This is a genomic window from Kitasatospora sp. NPDC096140, assembly GCF_040303045.1.
Taxonomy (GTDB): Bacteria; Actinomycetota; Actinomycetes; order Streptomycetales; family Streptomycetaceae; genus Kitasatospora.
This window is the reverse complement of sequence record NZ_JBEOUW010000005.1, coordinates 282,192-299,872: the sequence shown is the minus strand read 5'-3', so window position 1 is coordinate 299,872 and position 17,681 is coordinate 282,192. Positions and strand designations below refer to the sequence as shown.

19 protein-coding genes are annotated in these 17,681 nt (G+C 75.7%); 10 read left to right on the top strand and 9 right to left on the bottom strand.

Going from position 1 to position 17,681, the window contains the following annotated elements:
• Positions 1-225 precede the first annotated feature (225 nt).
• On the top strand, positions 226-1,563 hold the full coding sequence (locus tag ABT048_RS07440) for a serine hydrolase domain-containing protein (RefSeq protein ID WP_350520338.1): 1,338 nt from the start codon (positions 226-228) through the stop codon (positions 1,561-1,563).
• Positions 1,564-1,620: 57 nt separating this feature from the next.
• Positions 1,621-2,148 carry a gamma carbonic anhydrase family protein gene (locus ABT048_RS07435; protein WP_350520337.1) on the top strand — a complete coding sequence of 176 codons (528 nt, stop codon included), beginning with the start codon at positions 1,621-1,623 and terminating at the stop codon, positions 2,146-2,148.
• On the opposite strand, the gene ABT048_RS07430 is transcribed toward ABT048_RS07435, so the two are convergent.
• Positions 2,145-3,344, bottom strand: coding sequence for an MFS transporter (locus tag ABT048_RS07430; RefSeq protein ID WP_350520336.1), 1,200 nt, complete (start codon positions 3,342-3,344; stop codon positions 2,145-2,147). The genes ABT048_RS07435 and ABT048_RS07430 overlap by 4 nt on opposite strands.
• Before the next feature lie 153 nt (positions 3,345-3,497).
• On the opposite strand from ABT048_RS07430, the gene ABT048_RS07425 reads away from it, so the two are divergent.
• The 4 genes from ABT048_RS07425 to ABT048_RS07410 all read left to right on the top strand — a co-directional run bounded on the left by ABT048_RS07425 (position 3,498) and on the right by ABT048_RS07410 (position 5,580).
• The gene (locus tag ABT048_RS07425) at positions 3,498-3,737 is read left to right on the top strand and encodes a DUF2277 domain-containing protein (protein WP_350520335.1); all 240 of its coding nucleotides are present in this window, start codon (positions 3,498-3,500) and stop codon (positions 3,735-3,737) included.
• A 136-nt stretch (positions 3,738-3,873) separates the two neighbouring features.
• Positions 3,874-4,110 (top strand): DUF6296 family protein, encoded by a 237-nt coding sequence (locus tag ABT048_RS07420; RefSeq protein ID WP_396546691.1) that lies wholly within the window; start codon positions 3,874-3,876, stop codon positions 4,108-4,110.
• A gap of 148 nt (positions 4,111-4,258) precedes the next feature.
• On the top strand, positions 4,259-4,561 hold the full coding sequence (locus ABT048_RS07415; protein ID WP_350520334.1) for a DUF427 domain-containing protein: 303 nt from the start codon (positions 4,259-4,261) through the stop codon (positions 4,559-4,561).
• Positions 4,562-4,590: 29 nt separating this feature from the next.
• A complete protein-coding gene (locus ABT048_RS07410; protein WP_350520333.1) occupies positions 4,591-5,580 on the top strand; it encodes a hypothetical protein in 990 nt (329 codons plus the stop codon).
• Positions 5,581-5,632: 52 nt separating this feature from the next.
• On the opposite strand, the gene ABT048_RS07405 is transcribed toward ABT048_RS07410, so the two are convergent.
• The 5 genes from ABT048_RS07405 to ABT048_RS07385 all read right to left on the bottom strand — a co-directional run bounded on the left by ABT048_RS07405 (position 5,633) and on the right by ABT048_RS07385 (position 9,823).
• On the bottom strand, positions 5,633-5,971 hold the full coding sequence (locus ABT048_RS07405) for a hypothetical protein (RefSeq protein WP_350520332.1): 339 nt from the start codon (positions 5,969-5,971) through the stop codon (positions 5,633-5,635).
• Between the two features lie 106 nt (positions 5,972-6,077).
• A complete protein-coding gene (locus ABT048_RS07400) occupies positions 6,078-6,242 on the bottom strand; it encodes a hypothetical protein (protein WP_350520331.1) in 165 nt (54 codons plus the stop codon).
• Positions 6,243-6,410: 168 nt separating this feature from the next.
• Positions 6,411-7,592, bottom strand: a complete 1,182-nt coding sequence (locus ABT048_RS07395; protein WP_350520353.1) for a cytochrome P450 — start codon at positions 7,590-7,592, stop codon at positions 6,411-6,413.
• Between the two features lie 246 nt (positions 7,593-7,838).
• Positions 7,839-8,057: a ferredoxin gene (locus ABT048_RS07390; RefSeq protein ID WP_350520330.1), complete on the bottom strand. Its 219-nt coding sequence runs from the start codon at positions 8,055-8,057 to the stop codon at positions 7,839-7,841.
• A 215-nt stretch (positions 8,058-8,272) separates the two neighbouring features.
• Entirely contained in the window at positions 8,273-9,823 is a 1,551-nt protein-coding gene (locus tag ABT048_RS07385; RefSeq protein ID WP_350520329.1) for an ATP-dependent DNA ligase, read from the bottom strand.
• Positions 9,824-10,204: 381 nt separating this feature from the next.
• On the opposite strand from ABT048_RS07385, the gene ABT048_RS07380 reads away from it, so the two are divergent.
• From ABT048_RS07380 to ABT048_RS07370, 3 genes are all read left to right on the top strand, one after another.
• Positions 10,205-10,684, top strand: coding sequence for a GNAT family N-acetyltransferase (locus ABT048_RS07380; RefSeq protein ID WP_350520328.1), 480 nt, complete (start codon positions 10,205-10,207; stop codon positions 10,682-10,684).
• A 115-nt stretch (positions 10,685-10,799) separates the two neighbouring features.
• Entirely contained in the window at positions 10,800-11,789 is a 990-nt protein-coding gene (locus ABT048_RS07375) for a CAP domain-containing protein (protein WP_350520327.1), read from the top strand.
• Between the two features lie 307 nt (positions 11,790-12,096).
• On the top strand, positions 12,097-13,716 hold the full coding sequence (locus ABT048_RS07370; protein WP_350520326.1) for a sigma-70 family RNA polymerase sigma factor: 1,620 nt from the start codon (positions 12,097-12,099) through the stop codon (positions 13,714-13,716).
• A gap of 62 nt (positions 13,717-13,778) precedes the next feature.
• Here ABT048_RS07370 and ABT048_RS07365 read toward each other — a convergent pair whose 3' ends face one another.
• From ABT048_RS07365 to ABT048_RS07355, 3 genes are all read right to left on the bottom strand, one after another.
• Entirely contained in the window at positions 13,779-14,015 is a 237-nt protein-coding gene (locus ABT048_RS07365) for a hypothetical protein (protein ID WP_350520325.1), read from the bottom strand.
• Positions 14,016-14,108: 93 nt separating this feature from the next.
• On the bottom strand, positions 14,109-14,537 hold the full coding sequence (locus tag ABT048_RS07360) for a nuclear transport factor 2 family protein (protein WP_350520324.1): 429 nt from the start codon (positions 14,535-14,537) through the stop codon (positions 14,109-14,111).
• A 292-nt stretch (positions 14,538-14,829) separates the two neighbouring features.
• Entirely contained in the window at positions 14,830-16,383 is a 1,554-nt protein-coding gene (locus ABT048_RS07355; RefSeq protein ID WP_502893976.1) for a M1 family metallopeptidase, read from the bottom strand.
• A 320-nt stretch (positions 16,384-16,703) separates the two neighbouring features.
• Between ABT048_RS07355 and ABT048_RS07350 the strand changes: the two genes are divergently transcribed.
• The gene (locus ABT048_RS07350) at positions 16,704-17,630 is read left to right on the top strand and encodes a carbohydrate kinase family protein (protein WP_350520323.1); all 927 of its coding nucleotides are present in this window, start codon (positions 16,704-16,706) and stop codon (positions 17,628-17,630) included.
• Positions 17,631-17,681: the final 51 nt, after the last annotated feature.

Below are 17,681 nucleotides of genomic sequence, written 5' to 3'. Positions count from 1 at the left end.
TTTATTTGACTGTAGTCTACAGAGTCTCCAGCCGCCCCCCTCCCGCCCGGGCCCGCCCCCCCCCCCCCACCCCCCCGCCCCGGCCCGCCCCCCCCCCCCCGGGTCCGTTCCGGGTCGCCCTCCGCCCGTGGCACGGGGGCGGCCGGCCCGAACTCTGGCATGGTGTCAGGAACCCGGGCCCACAACCCGGTCGACCCTCCCGCGACCCAGACCAGGGAGACCGGAATGACCGCCGCCCCGACAGCCGTCAGGACCGCTCCGACGAGCGGGCGCCACCGCCCGGTCCTGCGCACCGCCGTCGTCGTCGCCGTCGGCGCGGGCCTGCTCGCCGCACTCGCCCCGGCAGCCGTCGCCGGGCCCCTCGGCCTCCCGGCCGCCGCCGGCTGCGGTGACGCCCACGGCCGGATCGCCGTCCGCCCCGCGACCGCCGACACCCCGGAACGCCGTACCGGCTGGCAGGCCGCCGACGCGGCCCTCGCCGGGATGACCGATCCCGGCTACGCCACCTCGGCCCTCGCCGCCGTGCGCCAGGACGGCCGGCTGGTCTGGCGCAACGCCACCGGCGTCGCCGACCTCACCACCGGCGAACCCGCCGACCCGCGCGGGGCCTTCCGGATCGGCAGCGCCACCAAGACCTTCGTCGCCACCACGCTGCTCCAGCTCGTCGGCGAGCACCGCCTGGACCTCGACGACCGGCTGGAGTGCCTGCTGCCCGGCATCGTCCCGAACAGCACGGAGATCACCGTCCGGCAGCTGCTCGACCACACCAGCGGCGTCGCCGACTACACCCAGGACCCGGCCTTCGACCACCGGCGGCCGGAGTGGCTCGACGGCGGCCGCTTCACGCACTACACCCTCCGGGACCTGGTCGACGTCTCCCGCCGCTACCCGCCCGCCTTCCCGCCCGGAACGGACTGGCAGTACTCCAACACCAACTACGTCCTGATCGGCATGATCGTCGAGAAGCTCACCGGCCGCCCCTGGACCGAGGAGGTGACCCGCAGGATCATCCGCCCGCTCGGCCTCAGGGACACCTGGATGCCCGGCGGCTCGCCCGTCATCCCCGGCCCGCACGCCCACGGCTACGACAGGACGGACACCGGACCGGTCGACGTCACCCTGCTCGACCCCACGATGGCGGGCTCCGCCGGCGCCGGCATCTCCACCACCGCCGACCTGACCACCTTCCTCGGGGCCCTGCTCGGCGGCCGCCTGCTGCGCCCGGCCGAACTCGCCGCCATGCAGCAGACCACCGCCCACGGCGGGGGCCGGTCCTACGGTCTCGGCCTGCAGCGGGTGGACACCCCCTGCGGCACCTTCTGGGGCCACGTCGGAGGCGTCCCCGGCTACGTCACGATGGTGCTGGGTTCGGCGGACGGCAGGCGCCAGTTCGCCGGGAACACCACCGTCTACGACATCCGGGACCAGGACACCGCCGACGCCGCCTGGCAGAAGGTGGTCACGACCGCGCTGTGCGGCCCGCAGACCGGAACGGCCGCACCCGCGCCCGCACCTGCACCCGCACCCGACCTCGCACCCGACCTCGCCCTCCCGGCACCGTGACCGACCCCCTACGCTGACCGGCGACACCACGGCCGACCGTCACCAGGAGGACGAGACATGGCAGAGCCGCTGATCGCCGCAGTCGGGGGCCGGGAGCCCGCCGTCGACCCGGGCGCCTTCGTCGCGCCGAACGCCGTCGTGGTCGGGGACGTGACCGTCGGCGCGGGCGCGAGCATCTGGTACGGCGCGGTGCTGCGCGGCGACGCCGAGTCCATCAGCGTCGGCGCGGGCAGCAACATCCAGGACAACTGCACCCTGCACGCCGACCCCGGCTTCCCGCTGGTGGTCGGCGAGCGGATCTCGGTCGGCCACAACGCGGTGCTGCACGGCTGCACCGTCGAGGACGACGTCCTGGTGGGCATGAACGCCACCGTGCTGAACGGCGCCCGGATCGGCACCGGTTCGCTGGTCGCGGCCGGCGCGGTCGTGCCGCAGGGCATGGTCGTCCCGCCCGGCTCGCTGGTCGCGGGCGTCCCGGCGAAGGTCCGCCGGGAGCTGAGCGAGGAGGAGCGGACGGGCATCAAGGCCAACGGCGAGGGCTACCGTCTGCTCGCCGACGCCCACCGGGAGATCGAGATCCGCTAACCCGTCACCACCGCGGCAGGGGCGGCGGCCGGTTCCGCGACGGCGGGGGCGGGCCGCCGCCGGTCGGCCGCCCAGGCCAGCACCGCGACCAGCGCGCCCGAGGCGGCCAGGCCCGCGCCCACCAGCGTCGGCGCGGTCCAGCCGAGCCCGGCGTCCAGGGCCAGCCCGCCGAAGTAGGCGCCCTGGGCGTTGGCCAGGTTGAAGGCGCCCTGGACGGTCGCCGAGGCCAGCGTCGGCGCGCTGCGCGCCTTCTGCAGCACCAGGGTCTGCACCGCCGGCACGATCGCGAAGCCGAACAGTCCGATCAGCACCACGGTCACGGCCGCCGACCACCGGGCGTGCGCGGTCACCGCGAACAGCGCCAGGGTGGCGGAGAGCAGCACGAACGCCGCACAGACCGTCGGCCGCAGCGCCCGGTCCGCGGCGAACCCGCCGAGCACGTTGCCGATCGTCATCCCGACCCCGAACAGCGCCAGCACCAGGGTCACGGACCCGGTGGCGTAGCCGGAGACCTCGGTGAGCAGCGGCGCGATGTAGCTGTAGCAGGCGAAGAAGCCGCCGCAGCCGAACACGACGGTGGCCAGCGCCAGCCACAGCTGCCCGCTGCGGAAGGCCCGCAGCTCGTGCCGGAGCCCGGACTGGCCGGGGGAGGGCAGCGCGGGCACCAGCCGGGCGATGGCGAGCGTCCCGGCGGCGGCGATCAGCACGACCACCAGCATGGTCGCCCGCCAGCCCAGGTGCTGCCCGAGCAGGGTGGCGGCCGGGACGCCGACGATGTTGGCCACGGTCAGTCCCGAGAACATCACCGCCACCGCGCGGGCCCGCCGGTCGGGCGCCACCAGCTCGGCCGCGGCCACCGCGCCGGCGCCGAAGAACGCCCCGTGCGGCAGCCCGGTGACCAGCCGTGCGGCGGCCAGGGTCCAGAAGTCGGGCGCGAGCGCGCACAGCAGGTTGCCGGTGGCGAACAGCCCGGCCAGCGCCACCAGCACCGCCTTGCGCGGCCGGCCGGCCGCCAGCGCGGTGAGCAGCGGCGCGCCGACCACCACCCCGAGCGCGTACGCCGAGATCAGCCAGCCCGCCTGCGGGATCGAGACGTGGAGGCTGTCGGCGACCTGGGGGAGCAGGCCCATGGCGGCGAATTCGGTGGTGCCGATGGCGAACGCGGTGACGGCCAGCGCGAGCAGCGCGAGAGGCAAGGGGGTGACTCCGGGGTGATGCCGACGACCTGGGGAGCGCGCGGCGGACGAATTCGTTCGTCCGGCATCCTAATCCGGTCGGATGACGCCCCCGTGAGGTGCGCGTGACGGGAGGAAGTCGCCGGTGGGGCCCGCGCGCGCGAGACTGGGTGCATGTGCCGCAACATCAAGACGCTGCGACCGCCCGTGACCCCCGACGCCGGCGAGGACGACTTCCGCGCCGCCGCCCTGCAGTACGTCCGGAAGGTCTCCGGCTTCCGCGCCCCGGCCGCGCACAACCGGGAGGCCTTCGACCGGGCCGTGGACGCGGTCGCGGAGGCCACCGCCCGGCTGCTCGCCGAGCTGGAGGTCCGCGGCTCGCACCCCCGGGCCGCCGAGGTCGCCGCCGGGTGACCGGGCCGCGGCGGCCGGAGCGGACGGAGCGGACCGCCGTGGACCGCGCCGTGGACCGTACCGTGGATCGCAACCGGCGTCCGTGGATCGGAGCGTGCGTTCGCGGACGCACGCCGACAGGGAGCAGGATCCGGTGATGAACCCCGCCATGCGTTACGCCCTCACCTTCCCCGGCACACCCGGCACCCAGGCCCCGCAGGACGTCGTGGTGGTCAGCAGGACCAGCGCGACGGGCCCGGGCGGGCATCCGGTGTACGAGGACGAGAGCGGCATCGTCCGGGCCGAGATCAGCGACACCGGGGAGGTCCGGATGCTCGCCAGCGGCGGCCACCAGAGCCCGCACCTGCCCGTCCACGCCCACCCGCTCCCCTGACCGGCCGACCCCTGACCGGCCGACCTCGGATGGTTCGGTCCCGGATCGCTCGGTCCCGGGCCGTTCGTCTCCGGGCCGTTCGTTTCCGGGCCGAGCGGGCTGCCCGGAACGGCGCCCGCGGTGATCGCCCGTCGGGCACAATCACCTCATGACCACAGCGAGTTGGCAGGGCATCGTCATCGCCGAGAGCGAGGACACCGTCGTCGTCGAGGGAAACCACTACTTCCCGGCCGAGTCGGTCCGCACGGAGTACCTGCGGCCCTCCGGGACGACCACGGTGTGCGGCTGGAAGGGCACCGCCGGCTACTACACCCTCGACGTGGACGGGCGGACCAACCCCGATGCCGCGTGGTTCTACACCGACCCGGAGCCCGCGGCCGAGCACGTGCGCGGCCGGGTCGCGTTCTGGCGCGGGGTCGAGGTCACCGACTCGCCGGCGAGCGCCGACTAGCGTCCTCGCCCCGCGGGTACCTGATCCCCATGGCAGTCTTCCGCAGGCCGGGCCGTTCCCGGCCGACCCCCGAGCCGGACCTGGGCGAGCAGCTCGCCGAACTGGTCGAGGAGGCCGAGCGGCCCGTCGGCGAGCAGCCGGCCGCCGCGTACGAGGCGCGGCAGCGCGGCCGGGGCCGGGCCGTCGTGGCGCACACCGCCCGGCTGCTCGGCACCGGCGGGCGGGCCGCCCGGGGAGCGGCCCGGAGGGCGGCGTACGGCAGCAGGGCCCTCACCGAGCAGCTGCTGCAGGCCGCCCCGCGGATCCCGGTGCGCGACCTCGCCACCCTGCGGGCGCAGCACCCCGGCGCGGCCTTCCCCGAGGAGCTGGCCGACCGGCTGGTCGCCGGAGCCGTCCGGGCCTCCGGCGCGCTCGGGGCGGGCGTCGGCGCGGCCGCGATGATGCCGGTGCCGCCCGCGATGCCGGTGGAGATCGCGGCCGAGACGATCGCGGTGGCGGCGGTGGAGATCAAACTGATCGCCGAACTGCACGAGGTCTACGGCGTCCCGGCGCAGGGCACCGTCTCCCAGCGGGCCGGGGCGTACGTCGGGGCCTGGGCCAACCGCCGCGGGATCGACGCGAACCTGCTGGTCCGGCCGGCCGGCTTCGCCGCGCTGGCGATCGGCGCGGAGGTCCGCAAGCAGCTGGGCCGTCGGCTCACCCGCAGTTCCCTGCGCCACCTGCCCGCGATGACCCCGCTGCTGGTCGGGGCGGGCATCGGCGCCACCATGAACCGGCGCGAGACCCGTCGGCTGGCCGGCGAGGTCCGGGTGGACCTGCGCGCCCGCCGGCCGGCCGACCGCGCCTACTGGACCGCGGCCGCGCCGACGCCGAAGGGCACGACGGTGAAGGGCGAGACGGTGAAGGGCGGGAGGGTGAAGGGGACGACCGCCGGGGGCAGCACGCCGACGGAGGGCACCACGGCGGAGGGCGCCGCGACGGAGGGCACCACGCCGCCGGAGGGCGAGGAGGCGCCGTAGGGTTCCGGAACCCCCGGCGCCTCCGCCCCCGTGGTCGGGACGTCCGACGTGGTCAGGACGCCGGCGGTGGTGGGGCCCCCGCGCCCCGGCCCGTCTTGACGCCGTTCACCATCGCCTGGTGTATCGCCCGGGCGGTGGTCTCGTCGGCGGCCGGCACGGGGCTGCCGGACACCGTGTACCAGTCCAGCGCGCCGGTGTACTGGACGGTCAGCCGCGCCTCGCCGTCCACCCAGGTGGTGTGCACGGTGAGGTCGCCGGAGATTGGGCCGACCTCGGAGGTGGTGACCCCTCCGGGGCCGCTGATGATCGACTGGGTGGTCCAGGTCGCCCACGACGCGCGCGGGTCCGCGGGCGGCCGTGCCTGCCGATTGCCTTGGTCGTGTTCGGTCATGCGCCTATCCTCCCCCGCCGGTGAGTCGCCACCCGGGCAGCGACACCTGCGGTCGCGGCGACCGCCCGGTCCCACCGGGCGGTCGAGTCGGTACGGCGGCGGACGGTCAGTCGAGCCGGCCGGGTTCGTCCAGCATGGCGTCGCCTTCCGCCTGCGAGGTGTCCTGCGCGTGCAGGTTCTGCATCGAGGTGACGCCCTCCTCGGGGTCCGCAGCACGGACGTCCTCGTCGCGGTCGGTGCTCACCTCGGACCGGTCGCTCATGTCGGTCATCGTGGGCTCCGTTTCCTCGGCCGGTCCGGGTGCGCCGAGCCGCGGGCGCGGCCGGGCCGGGTTCTCTTGCGCCCTTCCAGCCTGCCCCCGCCCCGGCGCCGGGGCCAGCCGGATGACCGGGGAACGGGGGCCGCGGGCGCCTCGGGTCCGGATCCCGACCGGGCGGGGTCACCAGGTCACGGGCAGCGACCGCATCCCGTGGATGAACGACTCGGTGCGGAACGCCAGCTCGGCGCGCGGCACCGCGAGCCGCAGGCCGGGCAGCCGCCGGAACAGGGTGGCCAGGGCGATCTGCAGCTCGGCGCGGGCCAGCGGCTGGCCGAGGCACTGGTGCACGCCGAAGCCGAAGGCCATGTGCCGCCGGGCGTCCCGGTCGAGGTCCAGCTCGTCGGCGGGTCGCCGGTCGGCGTCGCCGAACACCGCTTCGTCCCGGTTGGCGGTGGAGATCATCGCGATCACACCCTCGCCGGCCCTGATCGTCGTGGCGCCGAGCTGCACGTCCTCCAGGGCCACCCGGGGCAGCCCGGTGTGCACGATGGTGAGGTGGCGCAGCAGTTCCTCCACGGCGCCGGGCAGCGCGGCCGGGTCCGCCAGCCTGGCGACCTGGTCGGGCCGGTCCAGCAGCAGCGCGGTGGACAGCGAGATCATGTTCGCGGTGGTCTCGTGCCCGGCGATCAGCAGCAGCAGGCCGGTGCTCGCGACGTCGTGCGCGGTCAGGTCGTCGCGGACGGCGAGCCGGCTCAGGATGTCGTCCTCCGGCTGCTCCCGCTTGCGGGCCGCCAGCGCGCTCAGGTAGTCCAGCAGCTCCTGCTGCGCCTCGAAGAGCTTCTCCAGGGTGTTGTCGCTGCTGAGCAGGGTCCGGCTGACGGCCTGGAAGAACTCGCGGTCCTCGTAGGGGACTCCGAGCAGCAGGCAGATCACCAGCGAGGGGACGGGCAGGGCGAAGTCGGCGACCAGGTCGGCCTCGGTGCGGCCGAGCGTCATCCCGTCCAGCGCCTCGTCCACGATCCGCTGGACGGCCGGTCGCATCGCCTCGACCCGCTTGACCAGGAAGTCCCCGGTGACCATCCGGCGCAGCCGGGCGTGCTCGGGGTCGTCCAGCCGCAGGAAGCTCGGGTTCGCGGCGATGATCTCCCGGCTGCCGGGGACCAGCAGCGGGAAGGTGGGGTGGCGCGCGTCCGCGCTGAACCGGCGGTCGGACAGGACGGTGCGGACCTCGGCGTAGCCGGTGGCCAGCCAGCAGGACTCGCCCCCCGGCAGGTCGGCGCGGGTGACGGCGGCGGTGGCGGCGGCGTCGGTGTACGCGGGGGGCGGGCCGAACGGGCAGCCGGCCGAGTGCGGCGCCGGGATCCGGACGGCGGTGGTGCCGGTGGTGCCGGTGGTGCCGGTGGTGCCGGTGGTCGTGGGGGCAGGGGTGGTGGGTGTGGTGGGGGTGGTGGGTGTGCTCGTCAAGGTGCGGCTCCTTGCGTGGGTGTTCTCCGGTGCAGCTCGACCGCCGTGGTCCGGCGGGCCCGCTCGTTGCGGTGGGGTCGGGGCGCGGTGGGCCTGGGGTGTGGCGGGGGCACGTCGTGGTGGGGGCGTGGGGCGCGGGGGTGGTCAGTCGCCGGTCGCGGCGGGTTCGTCCTCGGTCACGGTGATCGCGCCGCCCGGGCAGAGCTGGGCGGCGAGTCGCAGGTCGGCGAACTGGTCGGGCCGGAAGGTGGTCTGACGGAGTCTCACCAGACTGTCCTGCTCGTCCTGGTCGAAGACCTCGGGAACGTTCACGACGCACATCCCGGAGCTGCAGCAGCGGTCCCGGTCGACGTTCACCCGCATGGTCGGGCACCTTTCGCCAGTGCGCCGCCGGCTGCCCGGCGGCCGCCTCTCGTTGTCATTGCCAACCTAACCGCCGCTGCTCCGTCCACGGAGGGGGCGATGGCGGGATCCTTGAGAATGGCCGATTCGGCCCACATCGGAACGCCCGTGCGGCGCAGCGGGTTTGAATTGACGCAACTCCGACAAGCAGTGGTTCCGCCGCCCCCGGGGCGGGTTCACGACGACAGCCCCTCGGCGGCGGCGATCTCCCGCACGGTCGCGATGGTGTCGGCCTCGGCGGCGTCCTTGTCCGGCCGGTAGCGCACCACCCGGGCGAACCGCAGGGCGAGGCCGGCGGGGTAGCGGGGGCTGCGCTGCAGACCGTCGAAGGCGATCTCGACCACCAGCTCCGGACGGACCCGTACCGTCCAGGCGTCCCGCTCGGTCTGCCGGGCGAGCAGCTCGACGGTCTGCCGGGCGAGCGTCTCGTCGGTGAGGCCCTTGAAGGTCTTGCCGAGCATCACCCAGGGGCCGAGCCCCGGCTCGCCCGCCGCCCGGGCGCCCAGGTGCAGGTTGCTGAGGAACCCGCGCCGCCGCCCGCTGCCCCATTCGGCGGCCAGCACGACCAGGTCGAGGGTGTGCCGGGGCTTCACCTTGATCCAGCCGATGCCGCGGCGCCCGGCCGCGTACGGCGCCGACGGGTCCTTCACCAGCACGCCCTCGTGGCCGAGGGCCAGCGTGTCCCGGAAGAAGGCCAGGGCCAGGTCGCGGTCCCCGGTCTCGGTGCGCGTTACCCGCAGGTCCGCCGGTGCCGCCTCGGCCAGCGCCGCCCAGCGCTCCCGGCCGGGGCGGTCCACCAGGTCCTCGCCGTCCCGGTGCAGCAGGTCGAAGAAGAAGACGCTGAGCGGGACTTCGGCGCGCAGTCGCTCCGGGTCGCGCCGGGCCGCGGTGCGCGCGGCGGTCTCCTGGAACGGGCGCGGCCGCCCGTCCGCGCCGAGCGCGATCGCCTCGCCGTCCAGCACCGCCGAGCGCAGCGGCAGCGCGAGCGCGGCCTGCGCCACCTCGGGGACGCGCGCGGTGATGTCGTCCAGGCTGCGGGTGAACACCGCGACCTCGTCGCCGTCCCGGTGAACCTGCACCCGGATCCCGTCCAGCTTCCACTCCAGCGCGGCCGGACCGGTGCGCTCCAGCGCCGAGGCGACGTCCGGCGCGGAGGCGGCCAGCATCGGCCGCACGGCCCGTCCCACCTCCAGCCGGAACGCCGTCAGCGCGGCCTCCCCGCCGGTCAGCGTCGCCTCCGCCACCGCCCGGGCCGAACCCCGGAACATCAGCGCCCGCCGCACCGCCGCCGAGGGCACCCCCGCCGCCTGCGCCACGGCCTCCCCGACCACCGCGTCCAGCGCCCCCTGTCGCAGGTCCCCGACCAGCACCGCCCGCAGGAACCTCTGTTCCTCCCCGGTCGCCCGCCCGAACAGGCCGTGCAACAGCCGCCGCCGCTCGGCCTGCGCCCCGGCGCCGTGCACCCCCGCGATCCGCTCCAGCTCGTGCTCCACCTCCCGCACCCCGAGCGACGCCTCGCCGGCCGGCTCCGGCAACCCGCGCAGCGCCGCCGGCCCGACCCCGGTCCGCAGCCGCTGCGACTCCCCGGACAGCAGGGCCACCGCCGCCGGCGCCTCCACCGGCCCCAACTCCCGCAGACACCCGGCCAGCAACCCCGTCTTCGCCCGCCGCCCCGGCTCCGCGGCCACCGCCCGCGACGCCGCCGCCAACCTCTCCAGCCCCGCCACCACACCACCTCCTCCACCCAGCATCCGCGCCCCCGGCGGCCCGCGCCTCAGCAGCCCTGCGGGCGGGGTACCCCCTTGCCGCGGCCACCGGCCGCCGGCCGCACCGCCGCTCGGCGCGGCACCCGGCTCGTCCGGTGAGCGCCCTCCGTCCGGTGCGCACCCTGCGCATCCGGTGAGGACCCTCCGTCGCCGCACCCGACGGGTGGCGGCCCGCCCGTGGGACCGGCCCACGGGCCCACGGGGACGACCCGGTGCGGCCCGCCTTCCCAAGTGCCGGAGTGGAGTGCCGGGCCGGTGGTCTTGGCCGGGGTGGAGATCGGATGCGGGCCGACGGGGCGTCATGCTGGGCCCGCAAGCCGCCCCGACCCCGAGGAGACCGAGATGAGCGACACCCCCACCGTCCGCTGGAGCGTGGGCGCGCCCGAGGCCGACGAGTTCGCCGCCTGGCGTGAACTCTTCCGCGGGTACTGCGAGTTCTACCGGTTGCCGTGCCCCGAGGAGAAGGCCGAGCTGGTGTGGTCCTGGCTCACCGACAAGGACCACGAGCTGGACGGGCTGCTGGTGCGGGACGGCGACGGGACGCCGGTCGGGCTCGCCCACTACCGGCCGTTCGCCCGTCCGCTGCACGGGGCCGTCGGCTGCTTCCTGGACGACCTCTTCGTCGCGCCGGACGTCCGGGGCGGCGGGGCGGTGGACCAGCTGCTGGCCCGGCTGCGGGAGATCGCCGCCGAGCGCGGCTGGAACACCGTCCGGTGGATCACCTCCGAGACCAACTACCGAGCCCGTGGCAAGTACGACCAGGTCGCCGTTCGGACCCAGTTCCTCACCTACGACATGGCCCCGGACGCCCCGATGCGCTGAGATGGTGACCGGGTCGCCGGACATTCGTTCGGACTTTCTGTTATCCGCCCGCCGCCGGGAGGTCTCCCAGGTGTCGACACTCGACCAGCCGACCCGGAACAGGAAGCGTGACCACGTGAACAGCGACGACAGGACGACCATCCTCCCGGCGACCGGTGGTGACCGAGGCGTGGGCGACGGCGGTGAGGGCGGCCGGGGCCGGTCCGGTGGCCGGGCCGCGAGGCGGGCCGCCCAGCGGCACGCCGGCCGCGGCCGGCGGGGTCGCCGCGGCGGGTTCGTGCCGGTCACCGCGGTGGTCGCGGCCGTCGCCGGGACGGGGCTGATCGCCGCGCTCGCCGGCGCCGGCTACGCCGCGTACGGCGGCAAGCAGACCGATCGGGACGTCATGGGCCAGGCGATGGCCGCCGACGTGCTGATCGCGGCCGAGATCGGCACGCACGACGGCATCCAGGTCCCCGGTGCCGGGGGAGCGAACGCCACCGCCCCGGTGCCGCCGTCCGGCGCGGCCACGACCGGTCCGGCGGCCACCCCGAGCGCCCCGGCGACGCCGACCGAGACGGCCACCGCCACCCCGACGGCGACCGCCACCGCCACCCCGACCCCCTCCGCGACCGCCGCCAAGGCGACCGCGAGCGCGACCCGGACCGCGACCCCCGCCGGTGCGGCCCCCGCCCAGCGCAGCGCGACCGGACCGGCCACCCCGGTCGGCGGCGGCGCCGCCCCCTCGGACGCCCAGGCGGTCGTGGACCTGGTCAACGTCGAGCGCGCCAAGGCCGGTTGCGGGCCGGTCACCGCCGACCCCAAGCTGGCCACCGCGGCCCAGTCGCACAGCGACGACATGGCGAACCGCAACTACTTCGACCACGCGAGCCCCGAGGGCTACCACGCCGACCACCGGATCGAGGCCACCGGCTACCGCTGGAGCACCTGGGGCGAGAACATCGCCCGCGGCCAGAAGGACCCGGCCGCGGTGATGGACGCCTGGATGAACAGCCCGGGCCACCGCGCCAACATCCTGAACTGCGCGTTCAAGCAGCTCGGCGTGGGCGTGCGGACCGGTTCCGGCGGTCCGTGGTGGACCCAGGTGTTCGCCGCACCGGCCTGACCGGCCCCCGACGCTGACCCCGGCCCTCGGCCTCGGTTACGTAACGCGACCCCCGACCCCCGACCCCCGAACCTGACCCGGACCCCGAAACCCCGCCCCCACGACGAAACCCGGCCCCGAGCACGAAACCGACCACGAACCGATCGGACACCACCGAACCGATCCGACGACACTCCGTTCCGGCCCGATCCGCTTCCGGGCCGGGCCGATTTTCCGATTCCGCGCACATTGTTGTTATCTGATCACTCCCCACAGGTCTCCGAGGAGGCAGCGGCGGACGGAAACACGGCAAGACGGAGTGCGGACCATGAACGCTGATGTGCAGAACAGGACCGGGAGCACCCTGGTGCTCGCGGCGCAGGCCGGCGACCGGCAGGCCCAGGAGGCGCTGGTCGCCGCCTGGCTGCCGCTCGTCTACAACGTGGCCGGACGTGCCCTCGGCGGCCACGCCGACGTCGACGACGTCGCGCAGGAGACCATGATCCGAGCCCTGGACGGTCTGGACGGGCTCCGCGACCCGGACTCGTTCCGCTCCTGGCTGGTCGCCATCACCATGAACCAGGTCCGCCGCCGTCATGCCGCCGGTCTGCAACAGGCCGTCGGCGGGCTGGACGAGACCTGGGAGGTCGCCGACCCCAGGGCCGACTTCACCGACCTGACCATCCTGCGGCTCGGCCTCTCCGGCCAGCGCCGCGAGGTCGCCGAAGCGACCCGCTGGCTCGACCCCGACGACCGCGAACTGCTCTCCCTGTGGTGGCTGGAGGCCGCGGGCGACCTCACCCGCGCCGAGCTCGCCGAAGCGCTCGACCTGAGCCCGGCGCACACCGCCGTCCGCGTCCAGCGGATGAAGAAGCAGCTGGAGGCCGGCCGGGTCGTCGTCCGCGCCCTCAGCGCCTACCCCCGCTGCCCCGAACTGACCGAGATGACCGCCGGATTCGACGGCACCCCGAACTCGGTCTGGCGCAAGCGCATAGCCCGTCACATCCGCGGCTGCGCCGGCTGCGACGGCCTCGGCCGCGACCTCTTCCCCGCGGAGGGGCTGCTGGCCGGCCTCGCCCTGGTGCCGATCCCGCACGGCTCGCCGCTCCTGCTCCACTTCCAGCACACCGCGGCTGCCGTCGCCGCCCAGAGCGCCGCCGGCTCGGGCGCCGCTTCAGGCGCAGGCGCAGGCGCGGGCTCGGGCGCCGGATCCGGTACGGGAGCGGGTGCGCACGCCGGTGCCGGCGGGCACGGCGGCTGGGCCGGCACCGCCGCCCGGAAGGCCGTCCTGGTGAGCGGCGCGGCGGCGGCGGTGGCCGTGACCACTCTCGCGCTGGTGTGGCCGCAGCACAGCGAGCCCCCGGCGGCGGCCGCACCGGAGCCGACCGCTCCTGCGGCCGCCCAGGACACCGCCCTGGACATCCCGAGCGTCGCCCCCGCGCCCGTGGCGGTCGCCCCGACGCCGGTGCCGACACCGACGCCCACGGAGACCCCCACCGCGACGGCCACCCCGACGCCGACGCCCACGCCGACCCGTACGGTCGCCCCCGCGCCGGTCGCCAACCCGGAACGCCAGCTGGTCGACCTGGTCAACGCCGAACGTGCCAAGGTGGGCTGTGCTCCACTGCGGATCGACCCCCGGCTGCACTCCGCCGCGCAGAAGCACTCGGACGACATGGCCGCCCGCGGCTTCTTCGACCACGTCAACCCGGACGGTGTCCGCACCGACGCCCGGATCACCGCCGCCGGCTACCGCTGGTCCCAGTGGGGCGAGAACCTCGACCGGGGCCCCACCGCCCCGGCCACGGTCGTCGCACACTGGATGGACGGCGGCATCCACCAGTCGAACATGCTCGACTGCGGCTTCAAGGACGTCGGCGTCGGCCTGGCCACCAGCCCGACCGGCACCACCTACTGGACCCAGGACCTCGGAGCCCCGATGTCCTGACCGGACGGGGCGGCCTCGGTACGGGTCGAGACGGCGGGGCGGGCGTGACCAGGCCAGGGTGACTAGGCGGGGGTGACCCCGACCAGTCCGTCCGCCGACCCGGTCACGAAGCCGGTGGCGTGCCCGACGGCACCGCCCGCGTCGCCGACCTGGCCGGGCAGCACCTCGGGCGCGCTGCTCAGCGGCCCGGGCAGACCCTCCTGACCGCCCACGGCGCTGGCGTGCGCACTGGGCGCGGTGAGGGAGGCCACGACACCCACGGCGAGCGAGGCGACGGCGAGCATGCTGCGCTTCTTCATGGCCGGTCCAACGACGCTGCGCCGGAAGGGTTACGGGGGCGGCCCACCAGGGCCGCCCCCGCACACCCTCCGGCCCGGCGTGCCGACGGAGTGTCAGGCCCGGTAGAAGGTCCGCCCGGAGGAACCGGAGGAGACCGACCACACCTCGGTTATCAGCCCGCCGTCGAGCCGCAGGATGTCCGTCCCGCTGCGCGCCACCACGCCGCCCTCGCCGTCCGAGAAGCTCGCCAGGTACGGCCGGGCCACCAGCCCCGACACCGCCCCGTCGACCGACTCCAGATCCACCACCGCGACGCCCTCGGCCGCGAACCGCAGCTCCGACCGCTTGGCGTGCCACTGCCGGATCACCTCGGCCAGCCCCGCCGGCGTCCGCACCTCGTCGAAGATCTCCGAGCCCGCCTGCGTGTACCGCAGGGTGAAGTCGGGCGCCATGATCTTCTCGGCCAGCGCCAGCTCGCCGTTCCACAGCGCCGTCCAGCGGTCGTAGACCTCGACGCCGAACTCCCGCAGCTCAACACCCATGAGAAATCCCCCCGTTCGCTTCCCGACCGTTGCTCGATCGTGCAGGGAACGCTAGCACCGGGCACTGACAACCGGCCGGAGCGGGGGGAGGGGACGGGCCCGGGCGGGCGGAGCGCGGCGAGGACGCGCGCAAGCTGGACGGCCCGCGCGCCGACCGGGACTCAGGCCGGGCGGCGGGCGGGCCGTGGGAACCACCATGGCCCCGGCCGTCCCCGCCGGTCAGCGGCGCGCACGCGGCGGCCGGACGCACACCGGCGCGCCGGGGCGTGCAACAGCCGCCCCAGCGGCGCCGTCAGGGCGTTCCCGGGCCCCGGGCCACCCCCGCCCCGTCCGCCACCCCGGTCCCGCCCTCCCGGACGGCGGTACCCGCGGCCACGGGCCCCGCGGCCGCGCCCGGAGCGTCCCCCGCCGGGTCCACGGTCCAGTCCGGGTGTCCCGGCATCGGCGGGGTGCGCATCCCGTACAGCCAGTCGTGGAGGAAGCCGCCCAGGTCCTCCCCGGACACCTCGGAGGCCGTGCGCACGTAGTCCTCGGTGGTCGCGTTCCCGTACCGGTGCTCGCGCAGGAAGGTGCGCTCGATCCGGTCGAAGGCGTCCTGGCCGACCTTCTCGCGCAGGGCGAACAGGACCAGCACGCCGCCCGCGTAGCGTTGGCCGTCGAAGAGGTTCGCGGCGGTCGGGGAGGCGACCGGCCCGGAGTCGTGCCGCGACCGGTCGCCGAGGCGGTAGACGTCGCGCATCCGGTCGGTCAGCGTGGTGCGGCCCCGGTCGTCCGGCCAGCCGCGGTCGAAGCGGTACAGCAGGCCGTAGAAGTCGGCGTGGCCCTCGTTCAGCCAGAGGTCGGACCACCTGGCGGGGGAGACGCTGTCGCCGAACCAGGAGTGCACCAGCTCGTGCATCATGTGCGGGCCGATCTCCGCCTCCGGCCGGCGCAGGAAGTCCGGCTTGTAGAGGGTCAGGGTCTGGGTCTCCAGGCCGGTGAAGGCGAACGCGTCCGGTGCGTCGGTGTCGACCGGCAGGATGCCGTAGGCCTCGAACGGGAAGGGGCCCAGGTGGGCCTCGGCCCAGACCAGTTGGCCGGCGGTCAGGGCCAGCGCCGGCTCCAGTTCGGCGGCCCGCGCGGTCGGGACGACGTCGCGCAGCGGCAGGCCGTGCGGGCCGGTGCGTTCGCGGACGGTGTAGTCGCCGACCGCGACCTGGACGAGTTCGGTGGCCATCGGCTCGCGGGAGACGTACCGGCGGGTGGTCCGGCCGTCGGGGTGCGGCTCGGTCTGCGTCAACTCGCCGTTGGCGACGCCCAGGAGGGCGTCCGGTGCGGTCACCGCGATGGTGAACCGGGCCTTGTCGCCGGGGTGGTCGTCGCAGGGGAACACGGTGTGGGCGCTTCGGGGCTGGCCGGCCACCGCGAAGCCGTCCGGCGTGGGCACCCAGCCCGTGTGGGGCAGCGCGGCCCGCGGGTCCGCGGTGTACTCGACCGTCAACTCGGTGGTGGCGCCGGCTTGGAACGGCCCGGCCGGGGTGACGGTCAGCTTCTCGTCGTGGGTCGCGAAGTCCGCGGGGCGGTCGCCGACCCGGACGGCGTGCACGGTCAGGCCGAGCGCGTCCAGCTCCAGGTGGGCGAGGGTGCGGTCGGGCCGGACGGTGATCACGGCGGTGCCGTCCACGGTGCGGGTGTCGGCCCGGTAGTCGAAGGCCAGGTCGTACGCGAGCGCCCGGTACCCGGTGTTCCCGAGCGAGGGGAAGACCGGATCGCCCAGCCCGGCGGCACCGGCCGACGGGACGCTCGCGGACAGCAGCGCCGCGCTGAGCACCAGCGACAGGGCGAGGCCGGCGCGGGGTTTGGACAAGGGGGTCACCGCACTTCGCGCGTGGAGCGGGTGCGGGGGCCGCCGGGACAGGAGTACCGCGCACGGATGCTAGTGGACGGCCGGGCCGGCGGGGGGCCGATCCGCGGGATCCGACGACACACCGTCGTCGCCCGGACGGCCCACCGTGCTGGCGCGGCCCCCGGGGGCCGTCTAACGTCGGGAGTGCTTCGTCCCCTGACGGACGGGGCCACGGCCGTCGGAACTCCTGGCCAGGTCCGGCGGCCGTACTTCCATGCCCTGGCGCACCCCGTAGGCTGGCGGGCGAGACGACGCCCCCGTACCGGATGCCAGGAGCCGCCGTGACCAGTCCAGCCTCCCGTGTCCTGGTGATCGGTGAGTGCGTCGCGGACGTCGTCCGTGCCGACGGCGTCCCGGACCGGGTGCACCCCGGCGGGAGTCCCGCCAACGTCGCGTACGGCCTGGCGCGGCTCGGCCGCCCGGCCACGCTGCTGACCGAACTGGGGCCGGACGCCAACGGCCGGCTGATCCGGGCGCACCTGGAGTCGGCGGGCGTGCGGGTGCGGGCCGCCGAGGTGGCCCGGACGCCCTCGGCCGTAGTGCGGCTGGACGGGCAGGGCCGTGCCCGGTACACCTTCGACATCGGCTGGACGCTGCCGACGGCCGAGCCGGTGCGGACCGACCTCGCGCAGTCGCCCGCCGCGATCCACCTGGGTTCGATCGGCGCCGTCACCGAGCCGGGCGCGGCCACCGTGCTGGCCCTGGTGGAGCGGTGGCGCGGGCGCACGCAGATCAGCTACGACCCCAATGTGCGCCCCGCGTTGATGGGCGAGCGGGCGGAGGCCGTCCGGCGGGTCGAGCGCTGCGTGGCGCTGAGTGACCTGGTCAAGGCGAGCGACGAGGACCTGGCCTGGCTCTACCCGGGCGAGCGGCCCGAGGCGGTCGCGGAGCGCTGGCTGGCCCTCGGCCCCGCCGTGGTGGCGGTGACGCTGGGCGCCGACGGCGCGTTCGCCCGCACCGCCGAGGGCGTCCGGGCCGAGGCGGCGGCCGTCCCGGTGCCGGTCGCGGACACCGTCGGCGCCGGGGACTCCTTCATGGCCGCCTTCCTGCACACCCGGGCCGGCGGCGCCGACCTCCGGGCCTGCCTGACCCACGCGGTGACGGCCGCGGCCCTGACCGTCTCCCGGCCGGGCGCCAACCCGCCCTCGGCGGCCGAGCTGGCGGCCGCCCTCGCGGCGGGCCCGGCGGCGGAGGTCGACGCGGTGTAGCCCCGGCCGCCCCGGCGACCGAGCCCGGTGCAGCCGGTCCCTCGCGGCGGC

Bases quoted from the DNA above. Each gene is read 5' to 3' on its own strand.
- ABT048_RS07440 (WP_350520338.1), top strand. From the start codon at position 226: ATGACCGCCGCCCCGACAGCCGTCAGGACCGCTCCGACGAGCGGGCGC.
- ABT048_RS07435 (WP_350520337.1), top strand. From the start codon at position 1,621: ATGGCAGAGCCGCTGATCGCCGCAGTCGGGGGCCGGGAGCCCGCCGTC.
- ABT048_RS07425 (WP_350520335.1), top strand. From the start codon at position 3,498: ATGTGCCGCAACATCAAGACGCTGCGACCGCCCGTGACCCCCGACGCC.
- ABT048_RS07420 (WP_396546691.1), top strand. From the start codon at position 3,874: ATGAACCCCGCCATGCGTTACGCCCTCACCTTCCCCGGCACACCCGGC.
- ABT048_RS07415 (WP_350520334.1), top strand. From the start codon at position 4,259: ATGACCACAGCGAGTTGGCAGGGCATCGTCATCGCCGAGAGCGAGGAC.
- ABT048_RS07410 (WP_350520333.1), top strand. From the start codon at position 4,591: ATGGCAGTCTTCCGCAGGCCGGGCCGTTCCCGGCCGACCCCCGAGCCG.
- ABT048_RS07405 (WP_350520332.1), bottom strand. From the start codon at position 5,971: ATGACCGAACACGACCAAGGCAATCGGCAGGCACGGCCGCCCGCGGAC.
- ABT048_RS07400 (WP_350520331.1), bottom strand. From the start codon at position 6,242: ATGACCGACATGAGCGACCGGTCCGAGGTGAGCACCGACCGCGACGAG.
- ABT048_RS07390 (WP_350520330.1), bottom strand. From the start codon at position 8,057: ATGCGGGTGAACGTCGACCGGGACCGCTGCTGCAGCTCCGGGATGTGC.
- ABT048_RS07380 (WP_350520328.1), top strand. From the start codon at position 10,205: ATGAGCGACACCCCCACCGTCCGCTGGAGCGTGGGCGCGCCCGAGGCC.
- ABT048_RS07370 (WP_350520326.1), top strand. From the start codon at position 12,097: ATGAACGCTGATGTGCAGAACAGGACCGGGAGCACCCTGGTGCTCGCG.
- ABT048_RS07365 (WP_350520325.1), bottom strand. From the start codon at position 14,015: ATGAAGAAGCGCAGCATGCTCGCCGTCGCCTCGCTCGCCGTGGGTGTC.
- ABT048_RS07360 (WP_350520324.1), bottom strand. From the start codon at position 14,537: ATGGGTGTTGAGCTGCGGGAGTTCGGCGTCGAGGTCTACGACCGCTGG.